The following is a 26154-nucleotide window of genomic DNA, read 5'->3' on the forward strand; positions in this document are numbered from 1 at the left end:
GGGCGCCAGGCGCGGCCCGGCCCTTCTAGGGTGGCGGTATGACGACTTCTCTGGTGACCGGGGCGACCGCGGGCCTCGGCGCGGCCTTCGCCCGCCGGCTCGCCGCCGACGATCACGCCCTGGTGCTGGTCGCCCGGAACGCCGACCGGCTCGCCCGGTTCGCGGCGGACCTGCGCGAGCGGCACGGCGTCGAGGTGGAGGTGCTGGCCGCCGACCTCGCGACGGACACCGGGATCGAGGCGGTCGAGGCGCGGCTGCGCGACTCCGCCCGGCCGGTGGACGTGCTGGTGAACAACGCCGGGTTCGGCCACGGCGGCACCTTCCTCGACGTGCCCGTCGAGGACGAGGTGCGGATGATCAAGGTGCACTGCGAGGCGGTGCTGCGGCTGACCACGGCCGCGGTGGAGGGGATGCGGGAGCGGCGGCGCGGCTTCGTGGTGAACGTCGCCTCGGTCGCGGCCTACGTGCCGCGCGGCACGTACGGCGCGAGCAAGGCGTGGGTGGTGCGGTTCACCGAAGGGCTGTCGCACGAACTGCGCGGCTCGGGGGTGCGCTTCCTCGCCCTGTGCCCGGGGTTCGTGCGCACCGAGTTCCACGCCCGGGCCGGCATGGACGCCTCCCGGCTGCCGTCGTGGGCCTGGCTCGACGCGGACGCGGTCGTCGCCACCGCCCTGCGCGACCTGGCCAGGGGCCGCACGATCAGCGTGCCGTCGGCCCGCTACAAGGTGGCGGTCTCGCTCGCCCGCCATGTGCCGCCGGCCCTCTTCGGCGCGGCCTCCAGCCGGACCGGCCGGTTCGACCCGAAGGGCTGACCGCGCGGCGAGGGCCGGCCACCGCGGGAACCCGCCCGCGGGAACGACCGGGGCCCGCCACTCCGTGAACGGGGTGGCGGGCCCTCGGGGCCTCAAGGGGCCTCGGACGCGGGTGTGCGTCAGTGGCTGTGGCCGTGACCGCCGGCAGCGGCCTCCGGCTCCTCTTCCTTCTTCTCGACGACCAGGGTCTCGGTCGTGAGCAGCAGGGAGGCGATGGACGCCGCGTTCTCCAGGGCGGAGCGGGTGACCTTCACCGGGTCGATGACGCCGGCCTTGACCAGGTCGCCGTACTCGCCGGTGGCGGCGTTGAAGCCGTGGCCCTTGTCGAGCTCGGCGACCTTGGAGGTGATGACGTAGCCCTCCAGGCCGGCGTTCTCGGCGATCCAGCGCAGCGGCTCGACCGCGGCGCGGCGCACGACGGCGACACCGGTGGCCTCGTCGCCGGACTTGCCCAGGTTGTCGCCGAGCACCTTGACCGCGTGCACGAGCGCGGAGCCACCGCCGGAGACGATGCCCTCCTCGACGGCCGCGCGGGTCGCGGAGATCGCGTCCTCCAGGCGGTGCTTCTTCTCCTTCAGCTCGACCTCGGTGGCCGCGCCGACCTTGATCACGCAGACGCCGCCGGCCAGCTTCGCGAGGCGCTCCTGGAGCTTCTCGCGGTCCCAGTCGGAGTCGGTGGTGGTGATCTCGGCCTTGATCTGGCCGACCCGGCCCTCGATCTCGGCCTTGTCGCCGGCACCGTCGACGATGGTGGTCTCGTCCTTGGTGACGGTGACCCGGCGGGCGGAGCCCAGCAGGTCGAGACCGGCCTGGTCGAGCTTGAGGCCGACCTCCTCGGCGATGACGGTGGCGCCGGTCAGCGTGGCGATGTCGCCCAGCATGGCCTTGCGGCGGTCACCGAAGCCGGGGGCCTTGACCGCGACCGCGTTGAAGGTGCCGCGGATCTTGTTGACCACGAGGGTGGAGAGCGCCTCGCCCTCGACGTCCTCGGCGATGATCAGCAGCGGCTTGGAGGAGTTGGCCTGGATGACCTTCTCCAGCAGCGGCAGCAGGTCCTGGATCGAACCGATCTTGCCCTGGTGGATGAGGATGTACGGGTCGTCGAGGACGGCCTCCATCCGCTCCTGGTCGGTGACGAAGTACGGCGACAGGTAGCCCTTGTCGAAGGCCATGCCCTCGGTGAAGTCCAGCTCGAGCCCGAAGGTGTTGGACTCCTCGACGGTGATGACACCGTCCTTGCCGACCTTGTCCATCGCCTCGGCGATCAGGTCGCCGACCTGCTTGTCCTGCGCGGACAGGGCGGCGACGGCGGCGATGTCCTCCTTGCCCTCGATCGCGCGGGCGGAGGAGAGCAGCTCGTCGGAGACCGCCTTGACGGCCGCGTCGATGCCCTTCTTCAGCGCGGCGGGGGAGGCGCCGGCGGCGACGTTGCGCAGGCCCTCGCGGACCAGCGCCTGCGCCAGCACGGTCGCGGTGGTGGTGCCGTCACCCGCGATGTCGTTGGTCTTGGTCGCCACCTCCTTGACGAGCTGGGCGCCCAGGTTCTCGTACGGGTCCTCGATCTCCACCTCGCGGGCGATGGTCACGCCGTCGTTGGTGATGGTCGGGGCGCCGAACTTCTTGTCGATCACGACGTTGCGGCCCTTGGGGCCGATGGTCACCTTCACGGTGTCGGCGAGCTTGTTGACACCGCGCTCAAGGGCGCGACGGGCGTCCTCGTCGAACTTAAGGATCTTGGCCATGCCTGCGAACTACCTCGTCTACTCGTATGTCGTCGTCAGTCAGTGAGGACGGTCAACGAAACCGCCCCGGCCCCGGCCGGAAGAGGGCGCGGAGAATCCGGGGCGGGATCACGGCTGGTGGTGAAGCCGGAAAATTACTTCTCGATGATCGCGAGAACGTCGCGGGCCGAGAGGACGAGGTACTCCTCGCCGTTGTACTTCACCTCGGTGCCGCCGTACTTGCTGTAGAGCACGACGTCGCCGACGGCGACGTCGAGCGGCAGCCGGTTGCCGTCCTCGAAGCGGCCCGGGCCCACGGCCAGGACGACGCCCTCCTGGGGCTTCTCCTTGGCGGTGTCCGGAATGACCAGGCCCGAGGCCGTGGTCTGCTCGGCGTCGAGCGGCTGGACCACGATGCGGTCCTCAAGCGGCTTGATGGCAACCTTGGTGCTGGCGGTCGTCACGATCCGACCTCCCCCTTCAAAGGGCTCACGGGAGTGTCTGTCTGGGTCGGCGACCTGGTAGGCCCGTCGTCGCGGGTGCCGGACCTGCCCGTCGCTGAGTTCTGGCACTCAGCGGTGCCGAGTGCCAGAACCGAGACTAGGACGCGCTTAGCACTCGGTCAAGCGGAGTGCCAGCGGCGCCGCACATACGGGTGTACCCGCGGCCCCGTCCAAGGGGGTTCGGCCGGGCGCGGACAATGGGCGGGTGAATCCCGAGGACTTCGACGCGCTGCTCACCCCCGAGGGGCAGGCCCTGCTCGCCGAGCTGCGTGAACTGGACCCCGCCGACGAACTGGCGGCCGCCACCCGGCTGCGGCGCACCCACGACATCGCGCTGGTCTCCGCCGCCCTCGGGCAGAGCCGGCTGCGGCAGCGCGCCGCGGCGAAGTTCGCGGCCGAGGACGCCGCGCGGATGTACTTCACGCCCGACGGCGTCGAGCAGGCGACCCGCGCGTCGGTCGCCGCGCACCGGGCGGAGCGCTTCCGCGCGCTGGGCGTACGGCGGCTGGCCGACCTGTGCGGCGGCATCGGCGGCGACGCGGTCGCGCTGGCCCGCGCCGGCATCGAGGTGCTGGCGGTGGACCGCGACCCGCTCACCTGCGCGGTGGCCCGGGCGAACGCCGACGCGCTGGGCCTGGCCGACCGGATCGAGGTGCGCTGCGCGGACGTCGCGGAGGTGGACACCGCCGGGTACGACGCGGTGTTCGTGGACCCGGCGCGCCGCTCGGGCCGGGGCCGCACGTTCGACCCGGAGGCGTACTCCCCGCCGCTGTCCTGGGCGCTGGCGGCGGCACGCACCGTCCCGCACGCCGCGGTGAAGGTGGCGCCGGGCATCCCGCACGAGGCGGTGCCCCAGGACGCGGAGGCGGAGTGGGTCTCGGACCGGGGCGAGGTGAAGGAGGCGGCGCTGTGGTTCGGCACCGCGCCCGGCACCGTACGCGCCACGCTGCTGCCGGGCGGGGCCGACCTCGCCGTGCGCGGCCTGCCGCCGGACCCGCCGGTGCGGCCGGTGGGGCGGTACCTGTACGAGCCGGACGGCGCGGTGATCCGCGCGCACCTGGTCGCCCTGGTGGCGGACGAGGTGGGCGGCGGGCTGATCGACCCGACCATCGCGTACGTGACCGGCGACGCGCCGCACCCGACGCCGTACGCGGCGGCGTACGAGATCCGGGACGCGCTGCCGTTCGGGCTCAAGCGGCTCAAGGCGCTGCTGCGGGAGCGCGAGGTGGGGCGGCTGACCGTGAAGAAGCGCGGATTCGCCATGGAACCCGAGGAGTTGAGGCGCCGGGTACGGCCGCGGGGGCCGCACGAGGCGACGGTGTTCCTGACCCGGATGGCGGGGGCGCCGGCGATGCTGGTCGGCGAGCCGGTGGCGTGGGACGGCCGGATCAGGGTCTGACCGCGACCGACACGAACCGCCAGCGGTGCACCTGACGGCGGACCAACTCAGCCGGCGGGTCCGGGAGTTCGGGCAGCTCGGCACCGTAGGGCGCGTCCCACCAGGTGATGACGAGCACCCGGTCGCCGGGCGCGGTCAGGTACTCCACCCGCTCGGGCGCGCCGGACAGCTCCTGCCGCCGTGCCCAGTCCAGGAGTTCGGCGCCGCGGTCGTCGGCCGCGGCCGCCTCCCACATCAGCGTGACGGTCATCCGTACAGGTTGTCCTTGCTCAACTCGTGCACATGGTCGTGGTCGTGGGGATGTGCGTGGCCGTGGTCGTGGGGGTGCTGCTCGTCGTGGGTGTGGCCGGGCACCGAGACCTCGGTGACCGGCAGCGAGGAGTCGGCCGGCAGGTCCAGGGTGGAGGCCGAGCGGCCGCGGGCGACCATCTCGGCGCCGAGCGCGGCGACCATGGCGCCGTTGTCCGTGCACAGCCCGGGGCGCGGCACCCGCAGCAGGATGCCGGCGTCCTCGCACCGCTGAAGGGCGAGCGCGCGCAGCCGGGAGTTGGCGGCCACTCCCCCGCCGATCATCAGGTGGTCGACGCCGTTGTCCTTGCAGGCGCGGACGGCCTTGCGGGTCAGCACGTCGACCACGGCCTCCTGGAAGGACGCCGCCACGTCGGCGACCGGCACGTCCTCGCCGTCCCGGCGGCGCGCCTCGACCCAGCGGGCGACGGCGGTCTTCAGGCCGGAGAAGGAGAAGTCGTAGATCGGGTCGCGGCCGCCGGTCAGGCCGCGCGGGAAGGCGATCGCCCGCGGGTCGCCGTCACGGGCGTAGCGGTCGATCACCGGCCCGCCGGGGAAGCCGAGGCCGAGCACCCGGGCGACCTTGTCGAACGCCTCGCCGGCCGCGTCGTCGATGGTCGCGCCGAGCGGGCGGACGTCGCTGGTGATGTCGGGGGCGAGCAGCAGCGAGGAGTGGCCGCCGGAGACCAGCAGCGCCATCGTCGGCTCGGGCAGCGCGCCGTGTTCGAGCTGGTCGACGCAGATGTGCGAGGCGAGGTGGTTGACCCCGTACAGCGGCTTGCCGAGCGCGTAGGCGTACGCCTTGGCGGCCGAGACGCCGACCAGCAGCGCGCCCGCCAGCCCGGGCCCGGCGGTGACCGCGATGCCGTCGAGGTCGCGGGCGCTGACCCCGGCGTCCTTCAGGGCGCGCTGGATGGTGGGGACCATCGCCTCCAGGTGCGCGCGGCTGGCGACTTCGGGCACCACCCCGCCGTAGCGGGCGTGCTCGTCGACGCTGGAGGCGACGGCGTCGGCGAGCAGGGTGTGGCCGCGGACGATGCCGACGCCGGTCTCGTCGCAGGAGGTCTCGATACCCAGGACCAGGGGTTCGTCAGCCATCAGTTCCTCAGATCCTCAGAATTCCTCAACGAAGGTCGGCGGCGAAGGTCTGCGCGGGATCGGCCAGCCGCATCACGAGCGCGTCCACGTTGCCGGGCTGGTAGTAGCCCCGGCGCACGCCGATGGGCTCGAAGCCGAAGCGCTGGTAGAGCCGCTGGGCGCGGGCGTTGTCCACCCGCACCTCCAGCAGCACCTCGTGGCACTCGGCGGCGGTCGCGGCCCGCAGCAGCTCGGTGAGCAGCCGGCCGCCGAGGCCGCTGCCCCACTGGTCGCGGGCGGTGGCGATGGTCTGCACGTCGCCGGTGCCGGCGATCGCCGCGAAACCGGCGTAGCCGACGATCCGCGGGGCGCCGGCCGGGGCGGCGCCGGGCGGGTCCGGGGCGGCCTGCGCTCCGGCCTGCTCGACGGCTTCCTTGACGGCTTCCTCGACGGCTTCCTCGGCGACGACGTAGGTGCGGCTGGCGGACGGGTGCCGGGCGTCGGCGAGTTCGGACCAGAACATGCCGCGCGACCACGCGTCCTCGGGGAAGAGTTCGTGTTCGAGGGCGAGTACGGCGTCCAGGTCCCACCAGCGCATGGCGCGCAGGGTGGCGCCGCCCGCGGGGGCGCCGCCGGTTCGCTCGGTCACTTCGGCAGTACCGCCTTGTAGCCGGCCGGCACCTGGGCGTCGGGCCGGCGCAGGTACATCGGCCGGGCCGGCGGGAACGTCTCGCCCGCGGCCAGCCGGTGGGCGGCGAGCGCGGCGAGCGCACCGGCCGACTGGTGCGCGGGGTCGGGGCGGTGGTCGGTGAAGACGTCGGGGTAGAGCGCGGCGCCGGCGCCGACCGCGGGCAGCCCCGCGACTTCGGCGGCGATGTCGGCCGGGCGGTCCACGGCGGGCTCGCCCACCCGGTGCAGCGGGCCGTCGTACCGCGCCCAGTACACCTCCTTGCGGCGCGCGTCGGTGGCCACCGCGAACGGGCCGTCCAGGCCCGCCTCGCCGGCCGCCCAGGCCAGCCCGTCCAGCGTGCAGACGCCGTGCACCGGAACGCCGAGGGCGTCGCCGAAGGACGCGGCGGTGACCAGGCCGACCCGCAGCCCGGTGTACGGGCCCGGGCCGGTGCCGACGACCACGCCCGTGACATCGGCGAGGGCGCGGCCGGCGGTGCCCAGCACCCGGTCGACGGCGGGTACGAGAAGTTCGCCGTGCCTGCGCGCGTCGATCACGGTGGACTCGGCGAGCACCCTCTCCCCGTCGTACAGGGCGGCGGTGACAGCGGGTGTGGCGGTGTCGAAGGCAAGCAGCAGCACGCCCCCAGCCTACGGCGCACGCGGGGCGCGGCGGGGCGCCAGGGGGGCGAGCGGTGCGACTGCTACTTTCAATTCCGACAAAAGCCTCATTACACGTATATGACAGTCGGTTCGGCGGCACGTCGATCCGGCGGGAGGACGGCGGCCGTGGTGCGGATCAGTTCGGGGGTCGCGGCGGCCGGGTTCCTCGCGGCGGCGCTCGCGACGGTGGGGATGCTCACGGCCGCCGCGGTGGGCGCGCCGCCGCGGCACCACCCGGGCGCCGCACCCGGCAGGACCGCCACCTCCGCGCCCGGCTCCGCCGCCGCCTCCCCCGACCCCGCGCCCACCGCGCTCCCCGCCGGCTCCGGACACGGCGCCCGGGTCGTCTACAGCCTCGGGCGGCACCGGGTGTGGCTCGTCGACGCGCACGAGGGTGTGCTGCGGACCTACGGGGTGCGCGGCGGCACCGTCGCCCCCGCGCGCGGCACGCACCGCGTCTTCGCCCGCGAGGGCGGCGAGGTGGTGCTGTTCGCGTCCACCAACGGAGCGAACGTCGGGTTCGGCTCCAGTGCGGACGCGGGGGCGGGCGCGGGCGCTCCTGGCGCCGTGATGCGCGAGGCGCCCTCCGACGCCGCCGCGCTCTGGCGGCACGCGCCCATGGGCTCCCTCGTGGCCGTGGTGCCGTAGCCCCGCGATCTCAGGCGGACGGGGCCGGGCCGTCGGCCGGTTCGTCCTCGGACCGCTCGGCGGGGTCGCAGGGAGCGGTGGAGACGGTGCGCGCGGCGGCGCAGGACGCGAGGACGTCCCGCACCGTGGGCACCCTGGGCACAGCAGGCGCCGGGGCCTGTGCAGCAGCGTCGTCGTGGGCCGTCATGCGCGCCTCCCCGGGAAGAGAAGTTAGGCAACCCTAAGCAGGTGTCCGCTACCAGCACACCACGGCCACCCACCCTCGCGCAACATCTTCCCGACAGCCTGTCGGCGTAACCTCCGGCTCGGCGGACCGCATGGCCGACCGCGGGTCCGACTGCTCGGCGGACCGCTCGGCCGGCCGCTCGCTCGGCCGCTCAGAAGACCAGCGGTGTGAGGTCCTGCCCGACCCAGCGCGGCCCGATTCCGATCACGGTCACCTCGCGCGTGTCGTCGGCGGCCTCCGGCTCCGACCCGAGGGCGTCGTCCGGGCCCGGGTGGGGCGGCTCCCCGCCCGCCGCGTGGTCCCGTTCCTCGCCGATCGTGCGGCCGATCACCACCTGGAGCCGCGCGTCCGACAGGTCCTCGACCTTGCCCTCGCCCCACTCCACCACCACCACGGACTCCGGCAGGGAGACGTCGAGGTCCAGGTCCTCCATCTCGTCGAGGCCGCCGCCGAGGCGGTACGCGTCGACGTGCACCAGCGCCGGTCCGCCGGTGAGCGAGGGGTGCACCCGGGCGATGACGAACGTCGGCGAGGTGACCGCGCCGCGCACGCCGAGCGCCTCGCCCAGCCCGCGGGTGAGCGTGGTCTTGCCGGCGCCCAACTCACCGGTGAGCAGCACCAGATCGCCGGGAACCAGCAGCGCGGCGAGCCGTCTGCCCAGCTCACGCATGTGATCCGCGGTGCGTACGGTGATCCGGACCGCGTGCGCGTCTTCTGCGGTGCCCGCGGCCGCGGGATAAGGGTCGTGCGGTTTGCCCATGAAGGCGAATGCTACGCGTCGATGGTGGCCGTCAGGTCGCGCAGCCGCTGCGGTACGGGGGCGCGCACGCCGTCCGCGGCCTTCGCGATCAGCCCCGCCAGCGCGGCCCCCACCACCTCGGGCTGCTCCAGCAGCGCGAGGTGACCGGCGCCCGGCACCACCACCAGCTCGGCGCCGGGCAGCTTCTCGGCGATGTCCGCGCTGTGCGCGCTCGGCGTCAGCAGGTCCTTGTCGCCGGCCAGCACCAGCGCGGGCGGGCCGGCGAGCGCGGCGAGCTTCTCGCTCTTCTCGTGCTCGGTGAACGCCGGGTAGAACTCGGCCACCACGTCGATCGGGGTGCCCTCGATCAGCCGCTCGGCGAAGCGGGCCACGCCCGGATCGACATCGCTGGAACCGAAGCTGTAGCGCTTGATGACGCCGGCGAACAGCTCGGCGGTGGCCCGCCGGCCGCGCTCCACCAGCTCCGCCTGGCGGCCCATCACCCGCAGCATGCCGGGCGCGAGCGCCCGAAAGGCCCGCGCGCCGACCGCGGGAAGACCCAGCGGCACCGCGGCGAGCTTGCCCGCCGAGGTGGAGATCAGCGCGACTCCGGCGACGCGCTCGCGGACGTACTCCGGGAACTGGTCCGCGAAGGCCATCACCGTCATCCCGCCCATGGAGTGCCCGACCAGCACCACCGGGCCCTGCGGCACCGCCGCGTCGAGCACCGCCTTCAGGTCGCGGCCCAGCTCGTCGATGGTGGCCGGCTCGCCCGCGAGCTGGTCCCGGCCGCGCTCGCTGCGGCCGTGGCTGCGCTGGTCCCAGTACACCGCCCGCACCGCGCCGCGCAGCAGCGCCCGCTGGAAGTGCCAGGAGTCCTGGTTGAGGCAGTACCCGTGCGAGAAGACCACGGTGACCGGCGGTTGCGGCGCCCCTTCGGCCTCCGGCCCGGCCCCGGACTCTGCGTCGGACTCGGCGCGGCGGGCACGCAGCCAGCCGCGATTGGCGGGACGGGCGGACCTGGCGGGTGGCGGCGGGCTCTCCGGCTCCGGTGCGGGCGGCGGCTCGTCCACCTCGTAGTACAGCTCGGTGCCGTCCTCGGCCACCGCGACGCCAGGGGTGCCGCGCAGGCTGCCGTACGGGCCCGCGGCATCGAGCGCGAGCTGCGCGCGGCGGCGCATCCCGCGGCCGACGGTGGCCCGTTCGATCGCCACGCCCGCGGCCGCGCCGGCCGCCACCACGCCGATCGCGGCGCCGACCAGCCCGGCCCGCTCCCACTTCATCCCCGCTCCCTCCGCCATCGGTCAGCCACTCCCCGTCGGTGCGGAGGCGGCACTCCGGCCGGGCCGGCCGGAGGTGGGGGCGCACTGGACCCGATCGATGCACGCCGGCGCGCGGAAGCCCGCGGACCGCGCCCCCTGGGCCTGGCCGCTCATGCCACCTCGCCCACGTACACGCGCGGCACCCGCGGGCCGATCCGGGTGACGATCTCGTACGCGATGCTGCCGCAGGCGCGCGCCCAGTCCTCGGCGGTGGGCTCGCCCGCGTCGCCCGGACCGAAGAGCACCGCCTCGTCGCCCGGCGCCGCGGTGTCGCCGCCGAGGTCCACCACGAACTGGTCCATCGCCACCCGTCCCGCCACCGTCCGCCACTTGCCGGCCACCAGCACCGGGCCGCTGCCCGACGCATGCCGCGGTACACCGTCTGCATACCCCAGCGGGACCAGGGCAAGCGTGGTCTCACCCGGGGTGACGTACATATGGCCGTAGCTCACGCCGTGGTTGCCGGGGACGCGCTTGACCGAGGCGAGCCGGGCCGCGAGCGTCATCACGGGGCGCAGCCCGAAGTCCGCGGGGCCGCCGATCTGCGGCACCGGCGAGATGCCGTACATCGCCACGCCCGGCCGCACCAGGTCGAAGTGGGCCTCGGGGAGGGTGAGCGTGCCGGGCGAGTTCGCCAGGTGCCGCACCTCCGGGTCGAGCCCGGCCTCCGCGGCCTGCGCGAGGGCGGTACGGAACACGCCGAGCTCGCGCGCGATCGAGGGGTGGTCGGGCTCGTCGGCGCACGAGAAGTGGGACCACACGCCGGTGACGCGGATCGCGCCGGCCCGTTCGGCGGCGCGTGCCGCGCGGGTCAGGTCCGGCCAGTCGGCGGGCTGCGCGCCGTTACGGCCCAGGCCCGCGTCGATCTTGAGCTGGACCCGTGCGGTGCGGTGCGCCGCGCGGGCCGCCGCGACCACCTCGTCCAGCGCCCAACGGGCGCTGACCGTCACGTCGATGTCCGCCTCCACGCACTCCTGCCAGGGCCCTCCGGGGGTCCACAGCCAGCACAGCACCCTGCCGCCGAGGCCGGCCGCCCGCAACGCGAGGGCCTCCTGCGGGGTGGCCGCGCCGAGCCACTCCGCGCCGGCCTGCTGCGCGGCCCGCGCGCACGCCACCATGCCGTGGCCGTACGCGTCCGCCTTCACCACGGCCATGAACGCCGCGCCGGGCGCGTGCGCGCGCAGCGCGGCCACGTTCGAGCGGAGCGCGGCGAGGTCGATCCGTGCGGTGGCGCGAAGCGCGGGGGCGACGGCGGAGTCGGTGTCCATGGCGGTGGTCCTTGCGGTGACTTGTGGGTGCGGTGCGGAATCTTCTTGTCGGGCGGCGGTCCGGGTGCGGTTTTGCGCGTTGCGCACGTGCAAGTGTCGCAGGCCCGGGCCCCGCGGTTCGGCTCCCGCCGCGGGTACGGGTGACGGCTCCCCGCAGCTCGGCTCCCGCCGCGGGTACGGGTGACGGCACCCCGCAATTCGACTCCCGCCGCAGAAACGGGCGACGGCACCCCGCGATTCGACTCCCGCCGCAGAAACGGGCGACGGCTCCCCGCCGCGACGGTTCCGGCCTCGGCGCCGGCCACCGCCGGTGGTGGGTTGCGCGCGCAGTTCCCCGCGCCCCTGGGGAGTGGCTGCTCGCCGCGTATACCCGCGGGTCCCCCGGCTCCCCGCCGCGACGGCTCCGGCCTCGGCGCCGAGCACCCGCCGGTGACCGGTTGCGCGCGCAGTTCCCCGCGCCCCTGAGTAGGTGCGGCTCACCCGGGCCTGCCCCGGCCACCCGCCGGGGGCCGGTTGCGCGCGCAGTTCCCCGCGCCCCCGGATAAGTGCGGCTCACCCGGGCCTGCCCCAGCTACCCGGGGATCGGTTGCTCGGGGGTCGGGATAGCGTGGGCGTATGCGCGGGTTTTTTGAGGGGGAGTCGGGGGAGGGCGAGGTGGTCGGGGGGGCGGCGGTGGAGCCGTTTACCCGGGACCGGGCGCTGCTCTTCTCGACGGCGTACCGGATGCTCGGGAGCGTGGCGGACGCGGAGGATGTGCTGCAGGACGCCTGGCTGAAGTGGGCGGCGGTGGATCGTACGAGGGTGGAGCGCCCGACGGCGTATCTGGTGCGCACCGTCACGAATCTGTGCCTGAACCGCCTGACGTCGGCGCGTGCCACCCGGGAGACGTATGTCGGACCGTGGCTGCCGGAGCCGCTGCTGACCGGCCTGGCGAGCCCGGACGCGGCCGAACACGCCGAACGCGCGGACTCGGTGTCGATGGCGATGCTGGTGGTCCTGGAGTCGCTGAGCCCGCTGGAGCGGGCGGTGTTCGTGCTGCACGACGTCTTCGGCTACGGCTACGGCGAGATCGCGGGGTTCCTGGACCGTACGGAGCCGGCCGTACGGCAGACCGCGCACCGCGCCAGGAACCACGTCCAGGCCGGCCGCCCCCGCTACGACACCGAGGACGTCGACCAGGCAGCGCGGCGGGAACTGACCGAGCGGTTCCTCGCCGCGAGCGCGGGCGGCGACGTCAACGCGCTGATGGAACTGCTCGCGCCCGACGTGACCTCCTGGTCCGACGGCGGCGGAAAGGTCACCGCGGCGACCAGGCCACTGCGCAGGCCCGACCGCGTCGCCCGCTGGATGCTGGGGGTGCTCGCCAAGCCGGAACTGGCCGACGTCGTCGTGCGGGCGGCCGGCATCAACGGGCAGCCCGGCGTGCTGTTCACCCTCGGCGGCCACCCCGTCGGCGCGCTGACCTTCGAAGTCACCGACGGCCTGATCAGCGAGCTGCGCTTCCAGGTCAACCCCGACAAGCTGAGCGGGCTGCGCGGACCAGGCGACCCGACCGCGACCTGGTCCCCCGGATCTGACGGCGGCAAGCCCTAGTCCGACACGTTCCGCCAGGCGCGGGGCAGCGCGTCGGCGAGGTCGAGCGCGGTCAGCGGGACCTCGGTCAGCCTGGCCGCCAGGCCGTGCAGGTAGGCGCCGACCGAGGCGGCGTCCTGGGCCGCGAGGCCGGCCGCGAGCAGCGAACCGGTCAGCCCGGACAGCACGTCGCCGCTGCCGGCCGTGGCCAGCCACGCGCTGCCCGTCGCGTTGACCCGCACCGGGCGGGCCGGGTCCGGGTCGGCCACCAGGGTCGTGGAGCCCTTGAGGAGCACGGTCGCCCCGAACCGCGCGGCCAGCTCGCGCACCGCGTGCAGCCGCCGCCCCTCCACCTCCTCGCGCGCCCAGCCGAGCAGCGCCGCCGCCTCCCCGGCGTGCGGCGTCAGCACGGTGGCCGCCGTACGCCGCCGGACCGCCTCGGGGGTCAGCAGCCGCAGCCCGTCCGCGTCGACCAGGATCGGCACGTCCGCGGCCAGCGCGTCGCCCACCGCGGTGTGCGCGTCCGCGGTGTCGCCGAGCCCGGGCCCGACCACCCACGCCTGCACCCGCCCCGCGGAGCGCGGTGATCCGGCCGACACCAGGGTCTCCGGGTGCCGGGCCAGCACCGCCGCCCCGCCGGGCCCGGCGTACCGCACCGCGCCCGCGCCGCCGCACAGCGCCCCGGACACCGCGAGCACCGCCGCGCCCGGGTACCGCTCCGACCCGGCGGCCACCCCGACCACGCCCCGCCGGTACTTGTCGCTCTCCCCGCTCGGCCGCGGCAGCAGCGCGGCCACGTCGGCGTGCTGGAGCGCCGCCAACTCGGGCGCCCCGAGGTCGCCGTCCAGGCCGATGTCCACCAGCCGCAGCGCCCCGGCGAACCCCGCCGCCGGGTCGATCAGCAGCCCGGGCTTGTACGTGCCGAACGTGACGGTCGCGTCCGCGCGCACCGCCGGGCCGTGCACCTCGCCGGTGTCGGCGTCCACCCCGCTGGGCAGATCCACGGCGAGCACCGCGGCCCGCGCGTCCTGGGCGGCCCGCGCGAGGTCGGCCGCCTCGGGCCGCAGCCCGCCCTTGCCGCCGATGCCGGTCACGCCGTCCAGCACCAGGTCCGCCCGCGCGACGGCCCGCGCACCCTCGTCCGCCGTCACCACCCGTCCCCCGGCCGCCCGGAACGCCGCCAGCCCCTCGGCGTACGCCCGCTCCGGGTTCAGCAGCACGGCGGTCGCCGCCGCGCCCCGGCGGACCAGCCGCGCCGCCGCGAAGAGCGCGTCCCCGCCGTTCGCGCCGCTGCCCACCAGCACCGCCACCCGCGCTCCGTAGACCCGTCCCAGCAGGTCCGCGCCCGCGGTGGCCAGCCCGGCCGCCGCGCGCTGCATCAGCGCGCCCTGCGGCACCCGCGCCATCAGCGCCGCCTCGCCCCGCCGCACGGTCTCCACACTGTGCCCGTACCTCATCAGCAACCTTCCGCTCGGCGCCCCTCCCGAGCTTACGGAGCACCCGAACTCCCTGCCACGCCAAGCCGACCCGTGGTGCCCGCTCCGGGGCCCGGCCGAGGTGAGCCGTCGCGGTCTCAGCTCTCGGCAATGACCACGGCCGAGGCGATGCCCGCGTCGTGGGAGAGCGAGACGTGCCAGTTGCGGACGCCGAGAGCGGCGGCGCGGGCGGCGACGGTGCCCTGGACGGCGAGGTGCGGCTGGCCGGCCGGGGACGTGGTGATCTCCGCGTCGAGCCACTGCAGGCCCGCGGGCGCGCCCAGCGCCTTGGCGAGGGCCTCCTTGGCGGCGAAGCGGGCCGCCAGTGAGGCGGACCCGCGCGGGGCGCCGGAGGGCAGCAGCAACTCGGCCGGGGTGAAAAGGCGTCCGGCCATGCCCGGGGTGCGGGCCAGAGCCGCCTCGAAGCGCTGGATCTCGGCAACGTCGATGCCGACGCCGACGATCACGCCGCGCCCGCTGCCGTGCCGGGGACCGTACCGGGTGCCGTCCGGGATGCGGTCCGGGATGCGGTCCGGGGCGCCGTCCCGACCGGACCGCCCTGCCGCGTGCTGCCGTCCATGGAGGTCAGCTTAGGGCGCGGCGGGCGACCTGAACGCCGTCCGCACCCGCCCCCGCGGCACCGCCGGCCCGCGGCCACTGGACAATGGCCCGGTGCCGACCACGCCGCCGCTCGCCGCCGCCACGAGTCCCTACGTCGACCTGACCCGCGCCCAGTGGAGCGCGCTGCGCGACCATACGCCGCTGACGCTCACCGCCGAGGAGGTGGAGCGGCTGCGCGGGCTCGGCGACGTCGTCGACCTGGAGGAGGTGGTCGACGTCTACCTGCCGCTGTCCCGGCTGCTGAACCTGTACATCGCCGCGCACAGCGGGCTGCGCGGCGCGCTCAACACCTTCCTCGGCGCGGCGGCCGGACCGGCCGGCGTGCAGCCCGGCACGCCGTTCGTGATAGGGGTGGCCGGCAGCGTCGCGGTCGGCAAGTCCACCACCGCCCGGGTGCTGCGCGCCCTGCTCGCCCTCCCCCAGGCCCCGTCCGGGGGCGCCGTGCGGCCCCCGCGCCGCGTGGAGCTGGTCACCACCGACGGATTCCTGCTGCCCAACGCCGAGTTGGAGCGGCGCGGGCTGATGGCCCGCAAGGGCTTCCCCGAGTCCTACGACCGCCGCGCGCTCACCCGCTTCGTCGTGGACGTGAAGTCCGGCCGCCCCGAGGTCACCGCGCCGGTCTACTCGCACCTGAGCTACGACATCGTGCCCGGCGAGCGGTTGACCGTGCGCCGCCCGGACATCCTGATCGTCGAGGGGCTCAACGTCCTCCAGCCCACGCTGCCCGGCAAGGACGGCCGCACCCGGATCGGCCTCGCCGACCACTTCGACTTCAGCGTGTACGTCGACGCGCGCACCGGGGACATCGAGCAGTGGTACCTCGACCGCTTCCGCAAGCTGCGCGCGACCGCCTTCCAGAACCCGGACTCGTACTTCCGCAAGTACACCCAGGTGCCCGAGGAGGAGGCGCTGGACTACGCCCGGCTGATGTGGCGGACCATCAACCAGCCGAACCTGGAGGAGAACGTGCTGCCCACCCGCAGCCGCGCCACGCTGGTGCTGCGCAAGGGCGAGGGGCACAAGGTCCAGCGGCTGAGGCTGCGCAAGCTCTGACCGGCCGGCGCCCGGCAGCCGCCCAGAACCACCCCCGCCCCACTGCGGCGGACCCGCCCCCCGGCCCTCCCACCCCGCGCTACCCGACGGAGAGCAACCCGTGCTTCATCTGCGGCTGATCGTGCCGTCCGACCGCACCGAGCAGGTCTGCGACCTGGTACGGAACACCGTCGGCGCCACCCACCTGACCCGGCTGCGCGGTGCCGCGCTCGACCCGCCCGGCGACCTGCTGACGTGCGAGGTGGCCCGCGAGGCGGCCGACCCGCTGCTGGCCGCGCTGCGCGAGCTCGGCATCAGCGAGACCGGCTCGATCTCGGTGGAGCCGGTCGAGTTGACGCTCTCGAAGAGCGCCGACCGGGCGGAGGAGGAGGCGCCGGGCGAGGGCGCCGACGCCGTGCTGTGGGAGTCCCTGGTCGAGGAGACCCACGAGGAGTCCTCGCTGACCGTCACCTATCTGGCGTTCCTCACGGTGGCGACCATGCTCGCCGCCTACGGCGTGATGCTGGACAGCTCGATCCTGATCGTCGGCGCGATGGTGGTCGGCCCGGAGTTCGGCCCGCTGGCCGGGTTCTGCACGTCGCTGGTCCGGCGCGACGCGGCGCTGGCCCGGCGTTCGCTGGTGGCGCTGCTGATCGGCTTCCCGCTGGCGGTGCTGCTCACCGGCGCCTTCGCGGAGATCCTGAACGCCGTCGGCCTGTTCACCCAGGCGAAGTTCTCCGCCCCGCACCCGGCCACCCAGTTCATCTGGCAGCCGACCGCGGACTCCTTCATGGTGGCCTTCCTCGCCGGAATCGCCGGAATACTGTCGCTGACGTCGGCGAAGTCCGGCGCGCTGGTCGGCGTGGCGATCTCGGTGACCACCGTGCCGGCCGCCGCGAACGCCGCGCTGGCCATCTCGTACACCGACTGGCACGAGGTCTGGGGCTCCACCGTGCAGCTCGCGCTGAACCTGGCGGGCATCGCGATGGCCGGCACGCTGACGCTGCTCGCCCAGAAGTGGTACTGGGCGAGCAACGTGCAGCGGTATCCCAAGGGCCTGTTCACCCGGCGCGGCCCGGGCCGGGCCCCGCGCTGACCTTCCGCCGGGCCCGTACGCGTACCCGTCCGCCGGGCCCGGGCACTACCCGAGCGTCGCCTTGACCAGGTCCGCCAGCCGTCCGGCCACCGTGCGCGCGTGGTCGATGTCCGCGGCCTCGACCATCACCCGCACCAGCGGCTCGGTGCCCGAGGGGCGCAGCAGGACCCGTCCGGTGGTGCCGAGTTCGGCCTCGGCCTCGGTGACGGCGACGGCCAGTTCGGGCGCGCGGGACATCCGGCTCCTGTCGACGTCGGGGACGTTGACGAGCACCTGGGGCAGCCGCTGCATGACGGTGGCCAGGTCGGCGAGCGAACGGCCGGTGGCGGCGACCCGGGCGGCCAGCAGCAGCCCGGTCAGGGTGCCGTCGCCGGTGGTGGCGTGGTCCAGCACGATGACGTGGCCGGACTGCTCGCCACCGAGCGCGTAGCCGTGCTCCTTCATCGCCTCCAGCACGTAGCGGTCGCCGACCGCGGTCTGCACGAAGGTGATGCCCTCGCGCTCCATCGCCAGCTTGAAGCCGAGGTTGGACATCACCGTGGCGACCACGGTGTTCTCCCGCAGCGTGCCCTGCTCGCGCAGCGCCAGCGCCAGCACCGCGAGGATCTGGTCGCCGTCGACCTCCTCGCCGGCCGCGTCGACGGCCAGGCAGCGGTCGGCGTCGCCGTCGTGGGCGATGCCCAGGTCCGCGCCGTGCTCGACCACGGCGGCCTTGAGCAGGTCGAGGTGGGTGGAGCCGCAGCCGTCGTTGATGTTGAGGCCGTCGGGCTGGGCGCCGATGGTGATCACCTCGGCGCCGGCCCGGGAGAACGCCTCGGGCGACACCCGGGAGGCCGCGCCGTGCGCCTCGTCGAGCACGATCTTCAGGCCGTCGAGCCGGTTCGGCAGCACCGCGACCAGGTGGGCGACGTAGCGGTCGAAGCCCTCGTCGTAGTCGCGGACCCGGCCGACGCCGGCGCCGGTCGGGCGGACCCACGGGGCGCCGGTGCGGTGCTCCTCGTAGATCGACTCGATCCGGTCCTCCAGCTCGTCGTCGAGCTTGTGGCCGCCGCGGGCCAGGAACTTGACGCCGTTGTCCGGCATCGCGTTGTGGCTGGCGGAGAGCATCACGCCGAGGTCGGCGCCCAGCGCGCCGGTGAGATACGCCACCGCGGGAGTGGGCAGCACACCGACGCGCAGGACGTCCACGCCCGCGCTGGCCAGGCCCGCCACCACGGCGGCCTCCAGAAACTCACCCGAGGCACGCGGATCGCGCCCGACCACGGCCACCGGCCGGTGTCCGGCGAAACTGCCCGCCTCGGCCAGTACATGCGCCGCCGCGACCGACAGCCCGAGCGCCAGCTCCGCGGTCAGGTCGGCGTTGGCGATGCCCCGCACCCCGTCGGTGCCGAAGAGTCGTCCCACAGTGTTTCCTCCGATGCGATGCGGCGGCTCTGCTTTGCGGTGCTTGCGGTGTGCCGCGGTACTGCTGGGTGTCGCGGTGCCGCTGGGTCGTACAAGCACACATATACGCCCCTAGCTCATCATGCGAACGCCCCGGAGGCACCGATGTGCCTCCGGGGCGTTGCGTTGCGCGCCGAACGGGGGTGAAGCGGAACGCCCGACTCCCCCGTCGGGACGACTAGCGCTTGCTGAACTGCGGCGCCTTGCGGGCCTTCTTCAGACCGGCCTTCTTCCGCTCGACCGCGCGGTCGTCACGGGTCAGGAAGCCGGCCTTCTTGAGCGGGCCGCGGTTGTTGTCGACGTCCGCCTCGTTGAGCGCACGGGCGACACCCAGGCGCAGCGCACCGGCCTGGCCGGAGATGCCGCCGCCGGAGATGCGGGCGACGACGTCGTAGCGACCGTCGAGCTCGAGCACCTTGAACGGCTCGTTGACTTCCTGCTGGTGCACCTTGTTGGGGAAGTAGCCCTCAAGGGTGCGGCCGTTGATCTTCCACTTGCCGCTGCCGGGGATGATCCGGACGCGGGCGATCGAGCGCTTGCGGCGGCCGGTGCCGGCAGCCGGCTGCGGGTCGCCGAAGCGGGAGGCGAGCGACTCGGAGGTGTACTCCCCCTCGACGGCCTCGGACTCGAAGGTCGTGATCTCGTCGTAGGACTCTTCGCCCTCGACGACGGTCTCGGCGGTGGTCTCAGCCACGATTCTCCTCAGATTCTTTCTGGTAGCAGGTGGCCGGGACTACTGCGCGACCTGGGTGATCTCGAACGGCACCGGCTGCTGGGCAGCGTGCGGGTGCTGGTCGCCCGAGTAGACCTTCAGCTTGGTGAGCATCTGGCGGCCCAGGGTGTTCTTGGGGAGCATGCCCTTGACGGCCTTCTCGACGGCCTTCTCCGGGCTCTTGGCCAGCAGCTCGTCGTAGCGCACGGAGCGCAGGCCGCCGGGGTACCCGGAGTGGCGGTAGGCCATCTTCTGGGTCTTCTTGTTCCCGGACAGGTGCACCTTGTCGGCGTTGATGATGATGACGAAGTCACCGGTGTCGACGTGGGGCGCGTAGATGGGCTTGTGCTTGCCCCGCAGGAGAGTCGCGGCCTGGGTGGCCAGGCGACCCAGGACGACGTCCTGCGCGTCGATGACATGCCACTGGCGCTGAACGTCGCCGGGCTTGGGGCTGTACGTACGCACGGTCGTTAGCCTTCGCTATCTTCGGTGAGTTGGTCCTGACAAGGCCACCCGGCGATCACGACAGCCTTGGAGACACAAGGGGACGCAACCCATGGGCCTACCGCTGGTCATCGGCCCGGTGGACCGGCGTAAGGGCCTCTCACGTGAGATAGAGCAAGCCAATACGCATAACGACATCGCAGAATACCCGTGTGGTCCCTGCCGGGTCAAAACGATCCCCTGCGGGGGCCAGGGGCGCGGGGAACCGCGCGACCAGCCACCCACCGACAGGTGGTCCCTCGACCGACAGAACGCACCACCCCCGGGGGGGTCAGCGCGGCCGGTCCACGCGGCGCTCATCCCAGACCGGCTCCGCCGTCTCGCGGACCAGGCCGTCGGAGCCGAAGACGAGGTAGCGGTCGAAGGCGCGGGCGAACCAGCGGTCGTGGGTGACCGCGAGGACCGTGCCGTCGTACGCCTCCAGGCCGTCCTGGAGGGCCTCCGCGCTCTCCAGGTCCAGGTTGTCCGTCGGCTCGTCCAGCAGCAGCGCGGTGGTGCCCTGGAGCTCCATCAGGAGGATCTGGAAGCGGGCCTGCTGGCCGCCGGACAGCTTGTCGAAGGTCTGGTCGCCCTGCCGCTCGAGTTCGTACCGCCGCAGCACGGACATCGCGCGGCCGCGGTCGCGGGCGTGCTCGGCCCACAGGATGTCCACCAGGGTGCGGCCGGTCAGCTCGGGATGGGCGTGGGTCTGCGCGAAGTGCCCGGGCACCACCCGGGCGCCCAGCTTGTGCACCCCGGTGTGCGCGACGGACGTGTCCCCGGCCAGCAGCCGCAGGAAGTGTGACTTGCCCGAGCCGTTGGAGCCCAGCACCGCGACCCGCTCGCCGTAGAACACCTCCAGGTCGAACGGCCGCATCAGGCCGGTCAGTTCGAGCTGCTCGCAGGTGATCGCGCGCACCCCGGTCCGGCCGCCCTGGAGCCGCATCCGGATGTCCTGCTCGCGCGGCGGTTCCTGCGGCGCGCCGGCCTCCTCGAACCGCCGCAGCCGGGTCTGCGCCGCGTGGTACCGGGAGGCCATGTCGGGGCTGATGGCCGCCTGCTGCCGCAGCCGCAGCACCATCGCCTTGATCTTGGCGTGCTCCTCGTCCCAGCGGCGGCGCAGCTCCTCGAACCGGGCGAACCGCTCCTTGCGGGCCTCGTGGAAGGTGTCGAACCCGCCGCCGTGCACCCACGCGGTGGACCCGGCCGGGCCCGTCTCCACGCTGACGATCTTCTCCGCGGTACGCGACAGCAGCTCGCGGTCGTGGCTGACGAACAGCACGGTCTTACGGGTCTGCGCGATCTGCTCCTCCAGCCAGCGCTTGCCCGGCACGTCCAGGTAGTTGTCCGGCTCGTCCAGCAGCAGCACCTCGTCGGGGCCGCGCAGCAGCGCCTCCAGCACCAGCCGCTTCTGCTCGCCGCCGGAGAGCGTCTTCACCTCGCGCCACTGCGCCCGGTCGTACGGCACCCCGAGCGCCGCCATGGTGCACATGTCCCACAGCGTCTCCGCTTCGTACCCGCGCGCCTCCGCCCACTCGCTCAGCGCCGTGGCGTACGCCATCTGCGCGGGTTCGTCGTCCTGCGCCATGATCGCCAGCTCGGCGGCGTCGACGGCCTTCGCGGCGGCCTGGATACGGGGGTGCGCCACGGACACCAGCAGGTCGCGGACGGTGCGGTCGTCGCGGACGCTGCCCACGAACTGCCGCATCACGCCGAGGCCGCCGCTGACGGTGACGGTGCCGCCGTGCGGCTTCAGCTCGCCGGAGATCAGCCGCAGCAGTGTCGTCTTGCCCGCGCCGTTGGGGCCCACCAGGGCCACCGCGGCGCCGTCGCCGACCCGGAACGAGACGTCGCCGAGCAGCGCCCGGCCGTCCGGGAGGTAGTACTCGATGTGCGCGGCTTCCACATGACCCATGGCCCGGATTCTCCCTGCCTCCACGGACCTGCCCCAAGTCCTTTTCCGGGGCCTCGGCGGCAATATGATGCGCCACATGAGTGAAGGGCCGGGGCAGCAGCCCCCGCAGGAACCCCGTAACCAAGCCTCCGACGGCCCCCGCGAGGTCCTGGAGGGACGTGTCATCCCCTCCCGCACATCCGACCCCCGGCGCGGCTTCGCAGGCCCGCCGCAGCACGCGCGGCCCCGGGAGGAGGCGGAGCAGGACCCCCAGGGCCCTGCCGCCACGGCACCCGGGGGCGCCACCCCCGACGGCCCCTACAGCTTCCGGCCGGGCGGCCCTGGCGGCCCGGGCCAGCCCGGTGGTGGGGCGGCCGCGGGGCAGCAGCCCCCGCACACCCCCACGCAGGCCGCCCCGGCGCCGCCCGGCCCGGCCCAGAACCCCGGCCCGGCGCAGAACCCCGGCCCCGCCCAGGGCGGCCCTCAGAGCCGGCCGGGCCAGCCGGCCGGCGGGTACGGCTTCCCGCAACAGCAGCCACCCCCCGCCCAGGGCAACCCCGGCACACCTCCCGGCGGCCAGGGCGGATACGGCTTCCCCCAGCAGCAGCCACCCGGAACCGCGGGCAACCCCGCCGCACCCCCTGCCTCCCAGGGCGGATACGGCTTCCCGCGCCCGCAAGGCACCGGTGGGCCGGGCGCTCCGGGTGGTCCCGGCGCGGGCGGCGGCACCGGGCCGGGGGCGCCCTCGACCGGCCCGGCACCCGCGAGGGGGCCCGGCCCGTCCTCGGAGCCGGGGACGCCGGACTGGGGCGCCCTGGCCGAGGAGCAGGCCAGCGGGGCGGCCCGGCGGCGCCGGGTCATGATGCTGGTCGGCGGGATCGTCGCGGTGGCGGTGATAGCCGGAGGTGTGGCCACCGCCGTGGTCATGTCCGGCAAGAGCTCGGGCCACGCCATCGCCGACCCGAGCGCGTCGGGGAGCGGCACGGCCAGCCAGAAGCCGCTGCCGCCCGAGCCGTCGTTCTCCTCGGTGGCCCCGCCGCCGCCCGCGAACCCGCTGGACTTCCTCTCCACGGCGGCGAAGGACAAGGCGCCCATCACCCCGGCGTCGCTCTTCCCGGGCAAGCAGTTCGTGCTCGGCGGCCGCACCTACGTCAAGACCAACAGCACCAGCACCACCAGCTGCTCCTCGGCGGCCGGCGGCCAGCTGTCCGGCGTGCTCGCCTCCAACGGCTGCACCAAGCTGCTGCGCGCCACGTACACCAACGGCCAGATCGCCGTCACCGTCGGCGTCGCGGTCTTCGCGGACGAGGCGCGCGCCACCAAGGTGCACAACGTCGCGCAGTACGTCGCCCCGCTCAACGGCGGCGGCATCTCCGACTTCTGCCACGCCGTGGCCTGCCAGATGACCTCGAACTCGGTCGGCCGGTACGCCTACTTCGCGATCGCCGGCTTCAAGAACGGCAAGACCCTCACCGCGGGCAACACCACGGGCACCCAGGCCGCCAACGACGCCTCGGACTTCGCCTTCCAGCGGATCGTCCAGCGCGGCCGCGACGCGGCACAGGCCCAGGCGAACAAGCAGTAAGGACGCGGGTAAGGACCCACCTCCAGGAGGCGGGTCCTTACACCCCAGCTCCTCACACCGCGGGCCCTGGCGCCCCGGGTCCTTCCAGGCAGCCGGGCAGCGTCCGCATGTTGCGGGCCTCCCGGCTGCGCGCGGCCAGCAGCTCGTCCGCCGGGTAGCCGACCTCCTCCAGCGTCAGTCCGTGCGGCCGCACCACGTTGACCGCCGAGTGCCGCTCCCGTCCGGCCAGCACCTCCGCCGGGAAGCCGACCGGCCGGTGTCCGTCGCCGACCAGGATCATCGCGCCGACCAGCGCCCGCACCATGTTGTGGCAGAAGGCGTCGGCCCGTACGGTCGCCACCGCCAGGCCGTCCGCGGTCCGCTCCCACGACAGGTCGAGCAGGGTGCGGATGGTGGTCGCGCCCTCCCGCTTCTTGCAGTACGCGGCGAAGTCGTGCTCGCCGAGCATCAGCTTCGCGGCGTCGTTCATCAGGTCCACGTCCACCGGGCGGTCGTGCCACAGCACATGGCCGCGCAGCAGCGGGTCCACCCCGCCCGGGTGGTCCCCGATCCGGTACGCGTAGCGGCGCCACACCGCCGAGAACCGCGCGTCGAACCCGGACGGCGCCCGCGCCACCCCCCACACCCGCACATCCCACGGCAGCCGCCCGGCCAGCCGGCGCCGCAGCTTCCCGCTCTCCCGCTCCCACACCTCCGCCGGCAGGTCCACGTGCGCCACCTGCCCGCGCGCGTGCACCCCCGCGTCCGTGCGGCCCGCCACCGTCAGCTCGACCGGGTCCGGCAGCCGCAGCACCGTGCCGATCGCCGACTCCAGCTCCCCCTGCACCGTCCGCCGGCTGCGCTGCTTCGCCCACCCGGAGAAGTCCGCCCCGTCGTACCCGAGATCCAACCTGACCCGTACGAATCCGGCCGCCGGCCCCTCGCTCACCCGTCGCTCCTCGCGCCTCGTGCCCCGGGTCCGGTGCCCCGTCCGGTGCCTGTGCCACCTGCTTCGGCCCGCGCCCACGCCACGGCGCGCACCGCCCTCACCCTCGCCATACGGCGGCGGGCCCGCACCCCGGTGGGTGCGGGCCCGCTCGTCGGTCCTCGGAGATCCGGGGAACCGTCAGGACGCTCAGGCGTCCTTGGACTCCTCGTCCGCGGCCGCGTCGGCCTCGGGCGCGGCGTCCTCGACCGGCGCGTCCTTCTTGACGTCGGCCAGGGCCTCGTCACCGGCGCGGTCCTTGGCGGAGCGCTTGGTGGCGGCCTCGGCCTCGCCCACCGCGTTCTGCTGCACGGTGAGGGCTTCCACCAGCTCGATGACCGCCATCGGGGCGTTGTCGCCGCGACGGGGGCCGATCTTGGTGATGCGGGTGTAGCCACCCGGGCGGTTCTCGTACCGCGGCGCGATCTCGGTGAAGAGGGTGTGCACGATCCCCTTGTCGGTGATCTGCTGCAGCACCTGGCGACGGTTGTGGATGTCGCCCTTCTTCGCCTTCGTGATCAGCCGCTCCGCGACCGGGCGCAGCCGGCGCGCCTTGGCCTCGGTGGTGGTGATCCGGCCGTGCTCGAAGAGCGACTTCGCGAGGTTCGCGAGCAGCAGCTTCTCGTGCGCGGCACTCCCGCCCAGACGGGCGCCCTTAGCGGGCTGGGGCATGGTCCTTCTCCTTCTACGCTGCACCGGCCGTGTCAGGTACCGATGTCAGTGCGAGCCGGCGGCCGCCGGCTCGTCAGTACCCGAGGCTCGCGCCTCGGGGCTCCCCGAAGGGGCGCGGGGTCCTCCCCCTGGGCCTGGCGGCCCGGGAGTTCCCACGCGCCCCTTCGGGGCATGTCACACGTCAACCGTCGGAGACGGTCAGTACTGCTCGGTCTCCACGAAGCCCGCGTCCACGTCGTCGTCGGCGCCGAAGGCGTCGGCGGCGGCGGTCGGGTCGAATCCGGGCGGGCTGTCCTTGAGGGCCAGGCCCATGCCGGCCAGCTTCGCCTTGACCTCGTCGATCGACTTGGCACCGAAGTTGCGGATGTCGAGCAGGTCCGCCTCGGAGCGGGCCACCAGCTCGCCCACCGAGTGGATGCCCTCGCGCTTGAGGCAGTTGTAGGAGCGGACGGTGAGTTCCAGCTCCTCGATCGGCAGCGCCAGGTCCGCGGCCAGGGCGGCGTCCGTCGGGGACGGACCCATGTCGATGCCCTCGGCGTCGACGTTCAGCTCGCGGGCCAGGCCGAACAGCTCGACCAGGGTCTTGCCGGCCGACGCCATGGCGTCACGCGGCCGCATGGCCTGCTTGGTCTCGACGTCGACGATCAGCTTGTCGAAGTCGGTGCGCTGCTCGACACGGGTCGCCTCGACCTTGTAGGTGACCTTGAGCACCGGGCTGTAGATGGAGTCGACCGGGATACGGCCGATCTCCTGGCCCTGCTGCTTGTTCTGCACCGCGGAGACGTAGCCGCGACCGCGCTCGACGGTCAGCTCCATCTCCAGCTTGCCCTTGGCGTTGAGCGTGGCCAGCACCAGGTCGGGGTTGTGCACCTCGACACCGGCCGGCGGCGCGATGTCGGCGGCGGTGACCACACCCGGGCCCTGCTTGCGCAGGTACATCACGACCGGCTCGTCGTGCTCCGAGGAGACGACGAGCTGCTTGATGTTGAGGATGAGGTCGGTGACGTCCTCCTTGACGCCCGGCACGGTGGTGAACTCGTGCAGGACCCCGTCGATCCGGATCGAGGTGACAGCCGCACCCGGGATCGAGGAGAGGAGCGTACGACGCAGGGAGTTGCCGAGGGTGTAGCCGAATCCCGGCTCCAGCGGCTCGATCACGAACCGGGAGCGGAACTCGTCGACGACCTCTTCGGTCAACGAGGGACGCTGAGCGATCAGCATGTGTTCGGTCCTTCAGTCGTGGGCGCCCGCTATTTGACGCCCCCTGTAC

Annotated in this window: 26 protein-coding genes; 7 read left to right on the top strand and 19 right to left on the bottom strand. The window is 74.0% G+C overall.

Annotated elements, in window-relative coordinates:
• The first annotated feature begins 38 nt into the window (after nt 1-38).
• Nucleotides 39-812 carry an SDR family oxidoreductase gene (locus AB0399_RS14075; protein ID WP_329365737.1) on the top strand — a complete coding sequence of 258 codons (774 nt, stop codon included), beginning with the start codon at nt 39-41 and terminating at the stop codon, nt 810-812.
• Nucleotides 813-931: 119 nt separating this feature from the next.
• Here the strand turns inward: AB0399_RS14075 and groL are convergent, their stop codons facing one another.
• Complete coding sequence (gene groL, locus AB0399_RS14080) at nt 932-2554, bottom strand: chaperonin GroEL (protein ID WP_329365739.1); 1623 nt, start codon at nt 2552-2554, stop codon at nt 932-934.
• A 134-nt stretch (nt 2555-2688) separates the two neighbouring features.
• Complete coding sequence (groES, locus tag AB0399_RS14085) at nt 2689-2997, bottom strand: co-chaperone GroES (protein ID WP_033177833.1); 309 nt, start codon at nt 2995-2997, stop codon at nt 2689-2691.
• Between the two features lie 244 nt (nt 2998-3241).
• Here groES and AB0399_RS14090 point away from each other — a divergent pair, with 244 nt between their 5' ends.
• Nucleotides 3242-4435: an SAM-dependent methyltransferase gene (locus tag AB0399_RS14090; protein WP_366411453.1), complete on the top strand. Its 1194-nt coding sequence runs from the start codon at nt 3242-3244 to the stop codon at nt 4433-4435.
• Here the strand turns inward: AB0399_RS14090 and AB0399_RS14095 are convergent.
• The 4 genes from AB0399_RS14095 to tsaB are packed head-to-tail and all read right to left on the bottom strand — an operon-like array spanning nt 4425 to nt 7111.
• Nucleotides 4425-4685, bottom strand: a complete 261-nt coding sequence (locus AB0399_RS14095) for a hypothetical protein (protein WP_329365743.1) — start codon at nt 4683-4685, stop codon at nt 4425-4427. The genes AB0399_RS14090 and AB0399_RS14095 overlap by 11 nt on opposite strands.
• On the bottom strand, nt 4682-5821 hold the full coding sequence (gene tsaD, locus AB0399_RS14100; protein ID WP_366411454.1) for a tRNA (adenosine(37)-N6)-threonylcarbamoyltransferase complex transferase subunit TsaD: 1140 nt from the start codon (nt 5819-5821) through the stop codon (nt 4682-4684). Before tsaD ends, AB0399_RS14095 begins: the two co-directional genes overlap by 4 nt.
• A gap of 25 nt (nt 5822-5846) precedes the next feature.
• Nucleotides 5847-6398: a ribosomal protein S18-alanine N-acetyltransferase gene (rimI, locus tag AB0399_RS14105; RefSeq protein WP_366411469.1), complete on the bottom strand. Its 552-nt coding sequence runs from the start codon at nt 6396-6398 to the stop codon at nt 5847-5849.
• 47 nt (nt 6399-6445) lie between these two features.
• On the bottom strand, nt 6446-7111 hold the full coding sequence (gene tsaB / locus AB0399_RS14110) for a tRNA (adenosine(37)-N6)-threonylcarbamoyltransferase complex dimerization subunit type 1 TsaB (RefSeq protein WP_329365747.1): 666 nt from the start codon (nt 7109-7111) through the stop codon (nt 6446-6448).
• 147 nt (nt 7112-7258) lie between these two features.
• On the opposite strand from tsaB, the gene AB0399_RS14115 reads away from it, so the two are divergent.
• Entirely contained in the window at nt 7259-7780 is a 522-nt protein-coding gene (locus AB0399_RS14115) for a hypothetical protein (protein ID WP_366411455.1), read from the top strand.
• Nucleotides 7781-7790: 10 nt separating this feature from the next.
• Here the strand turns inward: AB0399_RS14115 and AB0399_RS14120 are convergent, their stop codons facing one another.
• The 4 genes from AB0399_RS14120 to alr form a co-directional block, all read right to left on the bottom strand.
• On the bottom strand, nt 7791-7967 hold the full coding sequence (locus AB0399_RS14120; RefSeq protein WP_329365751.1) for a hypothetical protein: 177 nt from the start codon (nt 7965-7967) through the stop codon (nt 7791-7793).
• 190 nt (nt 7968-8157) lie between these two features.
• Nucleotides 8158-8676, bottom strand: coding sequence for a tRNA (adenosine(37)-N6)-threonylcarbamoyltransferase complex ATPase subunit type 1 TsaE (gene tsaE, locus AB0399_RS14125; protein ID WP_366411470.1), 519 nt, complete (start codon nt 8674-8676; stop codon nt 8158-8160).
• A gap of 101 nt (nt 8677-8777) precedes the next feature.
• Entirely contained in the window at nt 8778-10046 is a 1269-nt protein-coding gene (locus AB0399_RS14130) for an alpha/beta hydrolase (protein WP_329365752.1), read from the bottom strand.
• Nucleotides 10047-10177: 131 nt separating this feature from the next.
• The gene (gene alr / locus AB0399_RS14135) at nt 10178-11335 is read right to left on the bottom strand and encodes an alanine racemase (RefSeq protein WP_329365754.1); all 1158 of its coding nucleotides are present in this window, start codon (nt 11333-11335) and stop codon (nt 10178-10180) included.
• A 615-nt stretch (nt 11336-11950) separates the two neighbouring features.
• On the opposite strand from alr, the gene AB0399_RS14140 reads away from it, so the two are divergent.
• Nucleotides 11951-12928 carry an RNA polymerase sigma-70 factor gene (locus AB0399_RS14140; protein ID WP_329365756.1) on the top strand — a complete coding sequence of 326 codons (978 nt, stop codon included), beginning with the start codon at nt 11951-11953 and terminating at the stop codon, nt 12926-12928.
• On the opposite strand, the gene AB0399_RS14145 is transcribed toward AB0399_RS14140, so the two are convergent.
• Nucleotides 12925-14364: an NAD(P)H-hydrate dehydratase gene (locus AB0399_RS14145; RefSeq protein ID WP_366411456.1), complete on the bottom strand. Its 1440-nt coding sequence runs from the start codon at nt 14362-14364 to the stop codon at nt 12925-12927. The genes AB0399_RS14140 and AB0399_RS14145 overlap by 4 nt on opposite strands.
• Nucleotides 14365-14480: 116 nt before the next feature.
• The gene (locus tag AB0399_RS14150) at nt 14481-14849 is read right to left on the bottom strand and encodes a holo-ACP synthase (protein ID WP_328468142.1); all 369 of its coding nucleotides are present in this window, start codon (nt 14847-14849) and stop codon (nt 14481-14483) included.
• Nucleotides 14850-15054: 205 nt separating this feature from the next.
• Between AB0399_RS14150 and coaA the strand changes: the two genes are divergently transcribed.
• Both coaA and AB0399_RS14160 read left to right on the top strand, forming a co-directional pair.
• On the top strand, nt 15055-16056 hold the full coding sequence (gene coaA / locus AB0399_RS14155) for a type I pantothenate kinase (protein ID WP_329365763.1): 1002 nt from the start codon (nt 15055-15057) through the stop codon (nt 16054-16056).
• 100 nt (nt 16057-16156) lie between these two features.
• Nucleotides 16157-17131, top strand: a complete 975-nt coding sequence (locus AB0399_RS14160) for a DUF389 domain-containing protein (RefSeq protein ID WP_366411457.1) — start codon at nt 16157-16159, stop codon at nt 17129-17131.
• 45 nt (nt 17132-17176) lie between these two features.
• On the opposite strand, the gene glmM is transcribed toward AB0399_RS14160, so the two are convergent.
• The 4 genes from glmM to AB0399_RS14180 all read right to left on the bottom strand — a co-directional run bounded on the left by glmM (nt 17177) and on the right by AB0399_RS14180 (nt 21684).
• Nucleotides 17177-18535: a phosphoglucosamine mutase gene (gene glmM, locus AB0399_RS14165; protein ID WP_329365767.1), complete on the bottom strand. Its 1359-nt coding sequence runs from the start codon at nt 18533-18535 to the stop codon at nt 17177-17179.
• A gap of 217 nt (nt 18536-18752) precedes the next feature.
• Nucleotides 18753-19268: a 30S ribosomal protein S9 gene (gene rpsI, locus AB0399_RS14170; RefSeq protein ID WP_328468134.1), complete on the bottom strand. Its 516-nt coding sequence runs from the start codon at nt 19266-19268 to the stop codon at nt 18753-18755.
• 39 nt (nt 19269-19307) lie between these two features.
• Nucleotides 19308-19751, bottom strand: coding sequence for a 50S ribosomal protein L13 (gene rplM / locus AB0399_RS14175; RefSeq protein ID WP_103886886.1), 444 nt, complete (start codon nt 19749-19751; stop codon nt 19308-19310).
• A gap of 310 nt (nt 19752-20061) precedes the next feature.
• On the bottom strand, nt 20062-21684 hold the full coding sequence (locus tag AB0399_RS14180; RefSeq protein WP_366411458.1) for an ATP-binding cassette domain-containing protein: 1623 nt from the start codon (nt 21682-21684) through the stop codon (nt 20062-20064).
• A 76-nt stretch (nt 21685-21760) separates the two neighbouring features.
• Here AB0399_RS14180 and AB0399_RS14185 point away from each other — a divergent pair, with 76 nt between their 5' ends.
• Entirely contained in the window at nt 21761-23248 is a 1488-nt protein-coding gene (locus AB0399_RS14185) for a hypothetical protein (protein WP_366411459.1), read from the top strand.
• Between the two features lie 52 nt (nt 23249-23300).
• On the opposite strand, the gene truA is transcribed toward AB0399_RS14185, so the two are convergent.
• The 3 genes from truA to AB0399_RS14200 form a co-directional block, all read right to left on the bottom strand.
• On the bottom strand, nt 23301-24176 hold the full coding sequence (gene truA / locus AB0399_RS14190) for a tRNA pseudouridine(38-40) synthase TruA (RefSeq protein ID WP_366411460.1): 876 nt from the start codon (nt 24174-24176) through the stop codon (nt 23301-23303).
• Between the two features lie 186 nt (nt 24177-24362).
• The gene (gene rplQ, locus AB0399_RS14195; RefSeq protein ID WP_329365777.1) at nt 24363-24884 is read right to left on the bottom strand and encodes a 50S ribosomal protein L17; all 522 of its coding nucleotides are present in this window, start codon (nt 24882-24884) and stop codon (nt 24363-24365) included.
• A 198-nt stretch (nt 24885-25082) separates the two neighbouring features.
• The gene (locus tag AB0399_RS14200; protein WP_093786121.1) at nt 25083-26105 is read right to left on the bottom strand and encodes a DNA-directed RNA polymerase subunit alpha; all 1023 of its coding nucleotides are present in this window, start codon (nt 26103-26105) and stop codon (nt 25083-25085) included.
• Nucleotides 26106-26154 lie beyond the last annotated feature (49 nt).

Source organism: Streptomyces sp. NPDC088194, from assembly GCF_040702025.1.
Taxonomy (GTDB): Bacteria; Actinomycetota; Actinomycetes; order Streptomycetales; family Streptomycetaceae; genus Actinacidiphila.

What these genes read in the sequence shown, in the direction of transcription:
- AB0399_RS14075 (WP_329365737.1), top strand. Translation starts at nt 39, where the DNA reads ATGACGACTTCTCTGGTGACCGGGGCGACCGCGGGCCTCGGCGCGGCC.
- groL (WP_329365739.1), bottom strand. Translation starts at nt 2,554, where the DNA reads ATGGCCAAGATCCTTAAGTTCGACGAGGACGCCCGTCGCGCCCTTGAG.
- AB0399_RS14095 (WP_329365743.1), bottom strand. Translation starts at nt 4,685, where the DNA reads ATGACCGTCACGCTGATGTGGGAGGCGGCCGCGGCCGACGACCGCGGC.
- tsaD (WP_366411454.1), bottom strand. Translation starts at nt 5,821, where the DNA reads ATGGCTGACGAACCCCTGGTCCTGGGTATCGAGACCTCCTGCGACGAG.
- rimI (WP_366411469.1), bottom strand. Translation starts at nt 6,398, where the DNA reads ATGCGCTGGTGGGACCTGGACGCCGTACTCGCCCTCGAACACGAACTC.
- AB0399_RS14120 (WP_329365751.1), bottom strand. Translation starts at nt 7,967, where the DNA reads ATGACGGCCCACGACGACGCTGCTGCACAGGCCCCGGCGCCTGCTGTG.
- tsaE (WP_366411470.1), bottom strand. Translation starts at nt 8,676, where the DNA reads ATGCGTGAGCTGGGCAGACGGCTCGCCGCGCTGCTGGTTCCCGGCGAT.
- AB0399_RS14130 (WP_329365752.1), bottom strand. Translation starts at nt 10,046, where the DNA reads ATGGCGGAGGGAGCGGGGATGAAGTGGGAGCGGGCCGGGCTGGTCGGC.
- alr (WP_329365754.1), bottom strand. Translation starts at nt 11,335, where the DNA reads ATGGACACCGACTCCGCCGTCGCCCCCGCGCTTCGCGCCACCGCACGG.
- AB0399_RS14140 (WP_329365756.1), top strand. Translation starts at nt 11,951, where the DNA reads ATGCGCGGGTTTTTTGAGGGGGAGTCGGGGGAGGGCGAGGTGGTCGGG.
- AB0399_RS14145 (WP_366411456.1), bottom strand. Translation starts at nt 14,364, where the DNA reads ATGAGGTACGGGCACAGTGTGGAGACCGTGCGGCGGGGCGAGGCGGCG.
- AB0399_RS14180 (WP_366411458.1), bottom strand. Translation starts at nt 21,684, where the DNA reads ATGGGTCATGTGGAAGCCGCGCACATCGAGTACTACCTCCCGGACGGC.
- AB0399_RS14185 (WP_366411459.1), top strand. Translation starts at nt 21,761, where the DNA reads ATGAGTGAAGGGCCGGGGCAGCAGCCCCCGCAGGAACCCCGTAACCAA.
- rplQ (WP_329365777.1), bottom strand. Translation starts at nt 24,884, where the DNA reads ATGCCCCAGCCCGCTAAGGGCGCCCGTCTGGGCGGGAGTGCCGCGCAC.
- AB0399_RS14200 (WP_093786121.1), bottom strand. Translation starts at nt 26,105, where the DNA reads ATGCTGATCGCTCAGCGTCCCTCGTTGACCGAAGAGGTCGTCGACGAG.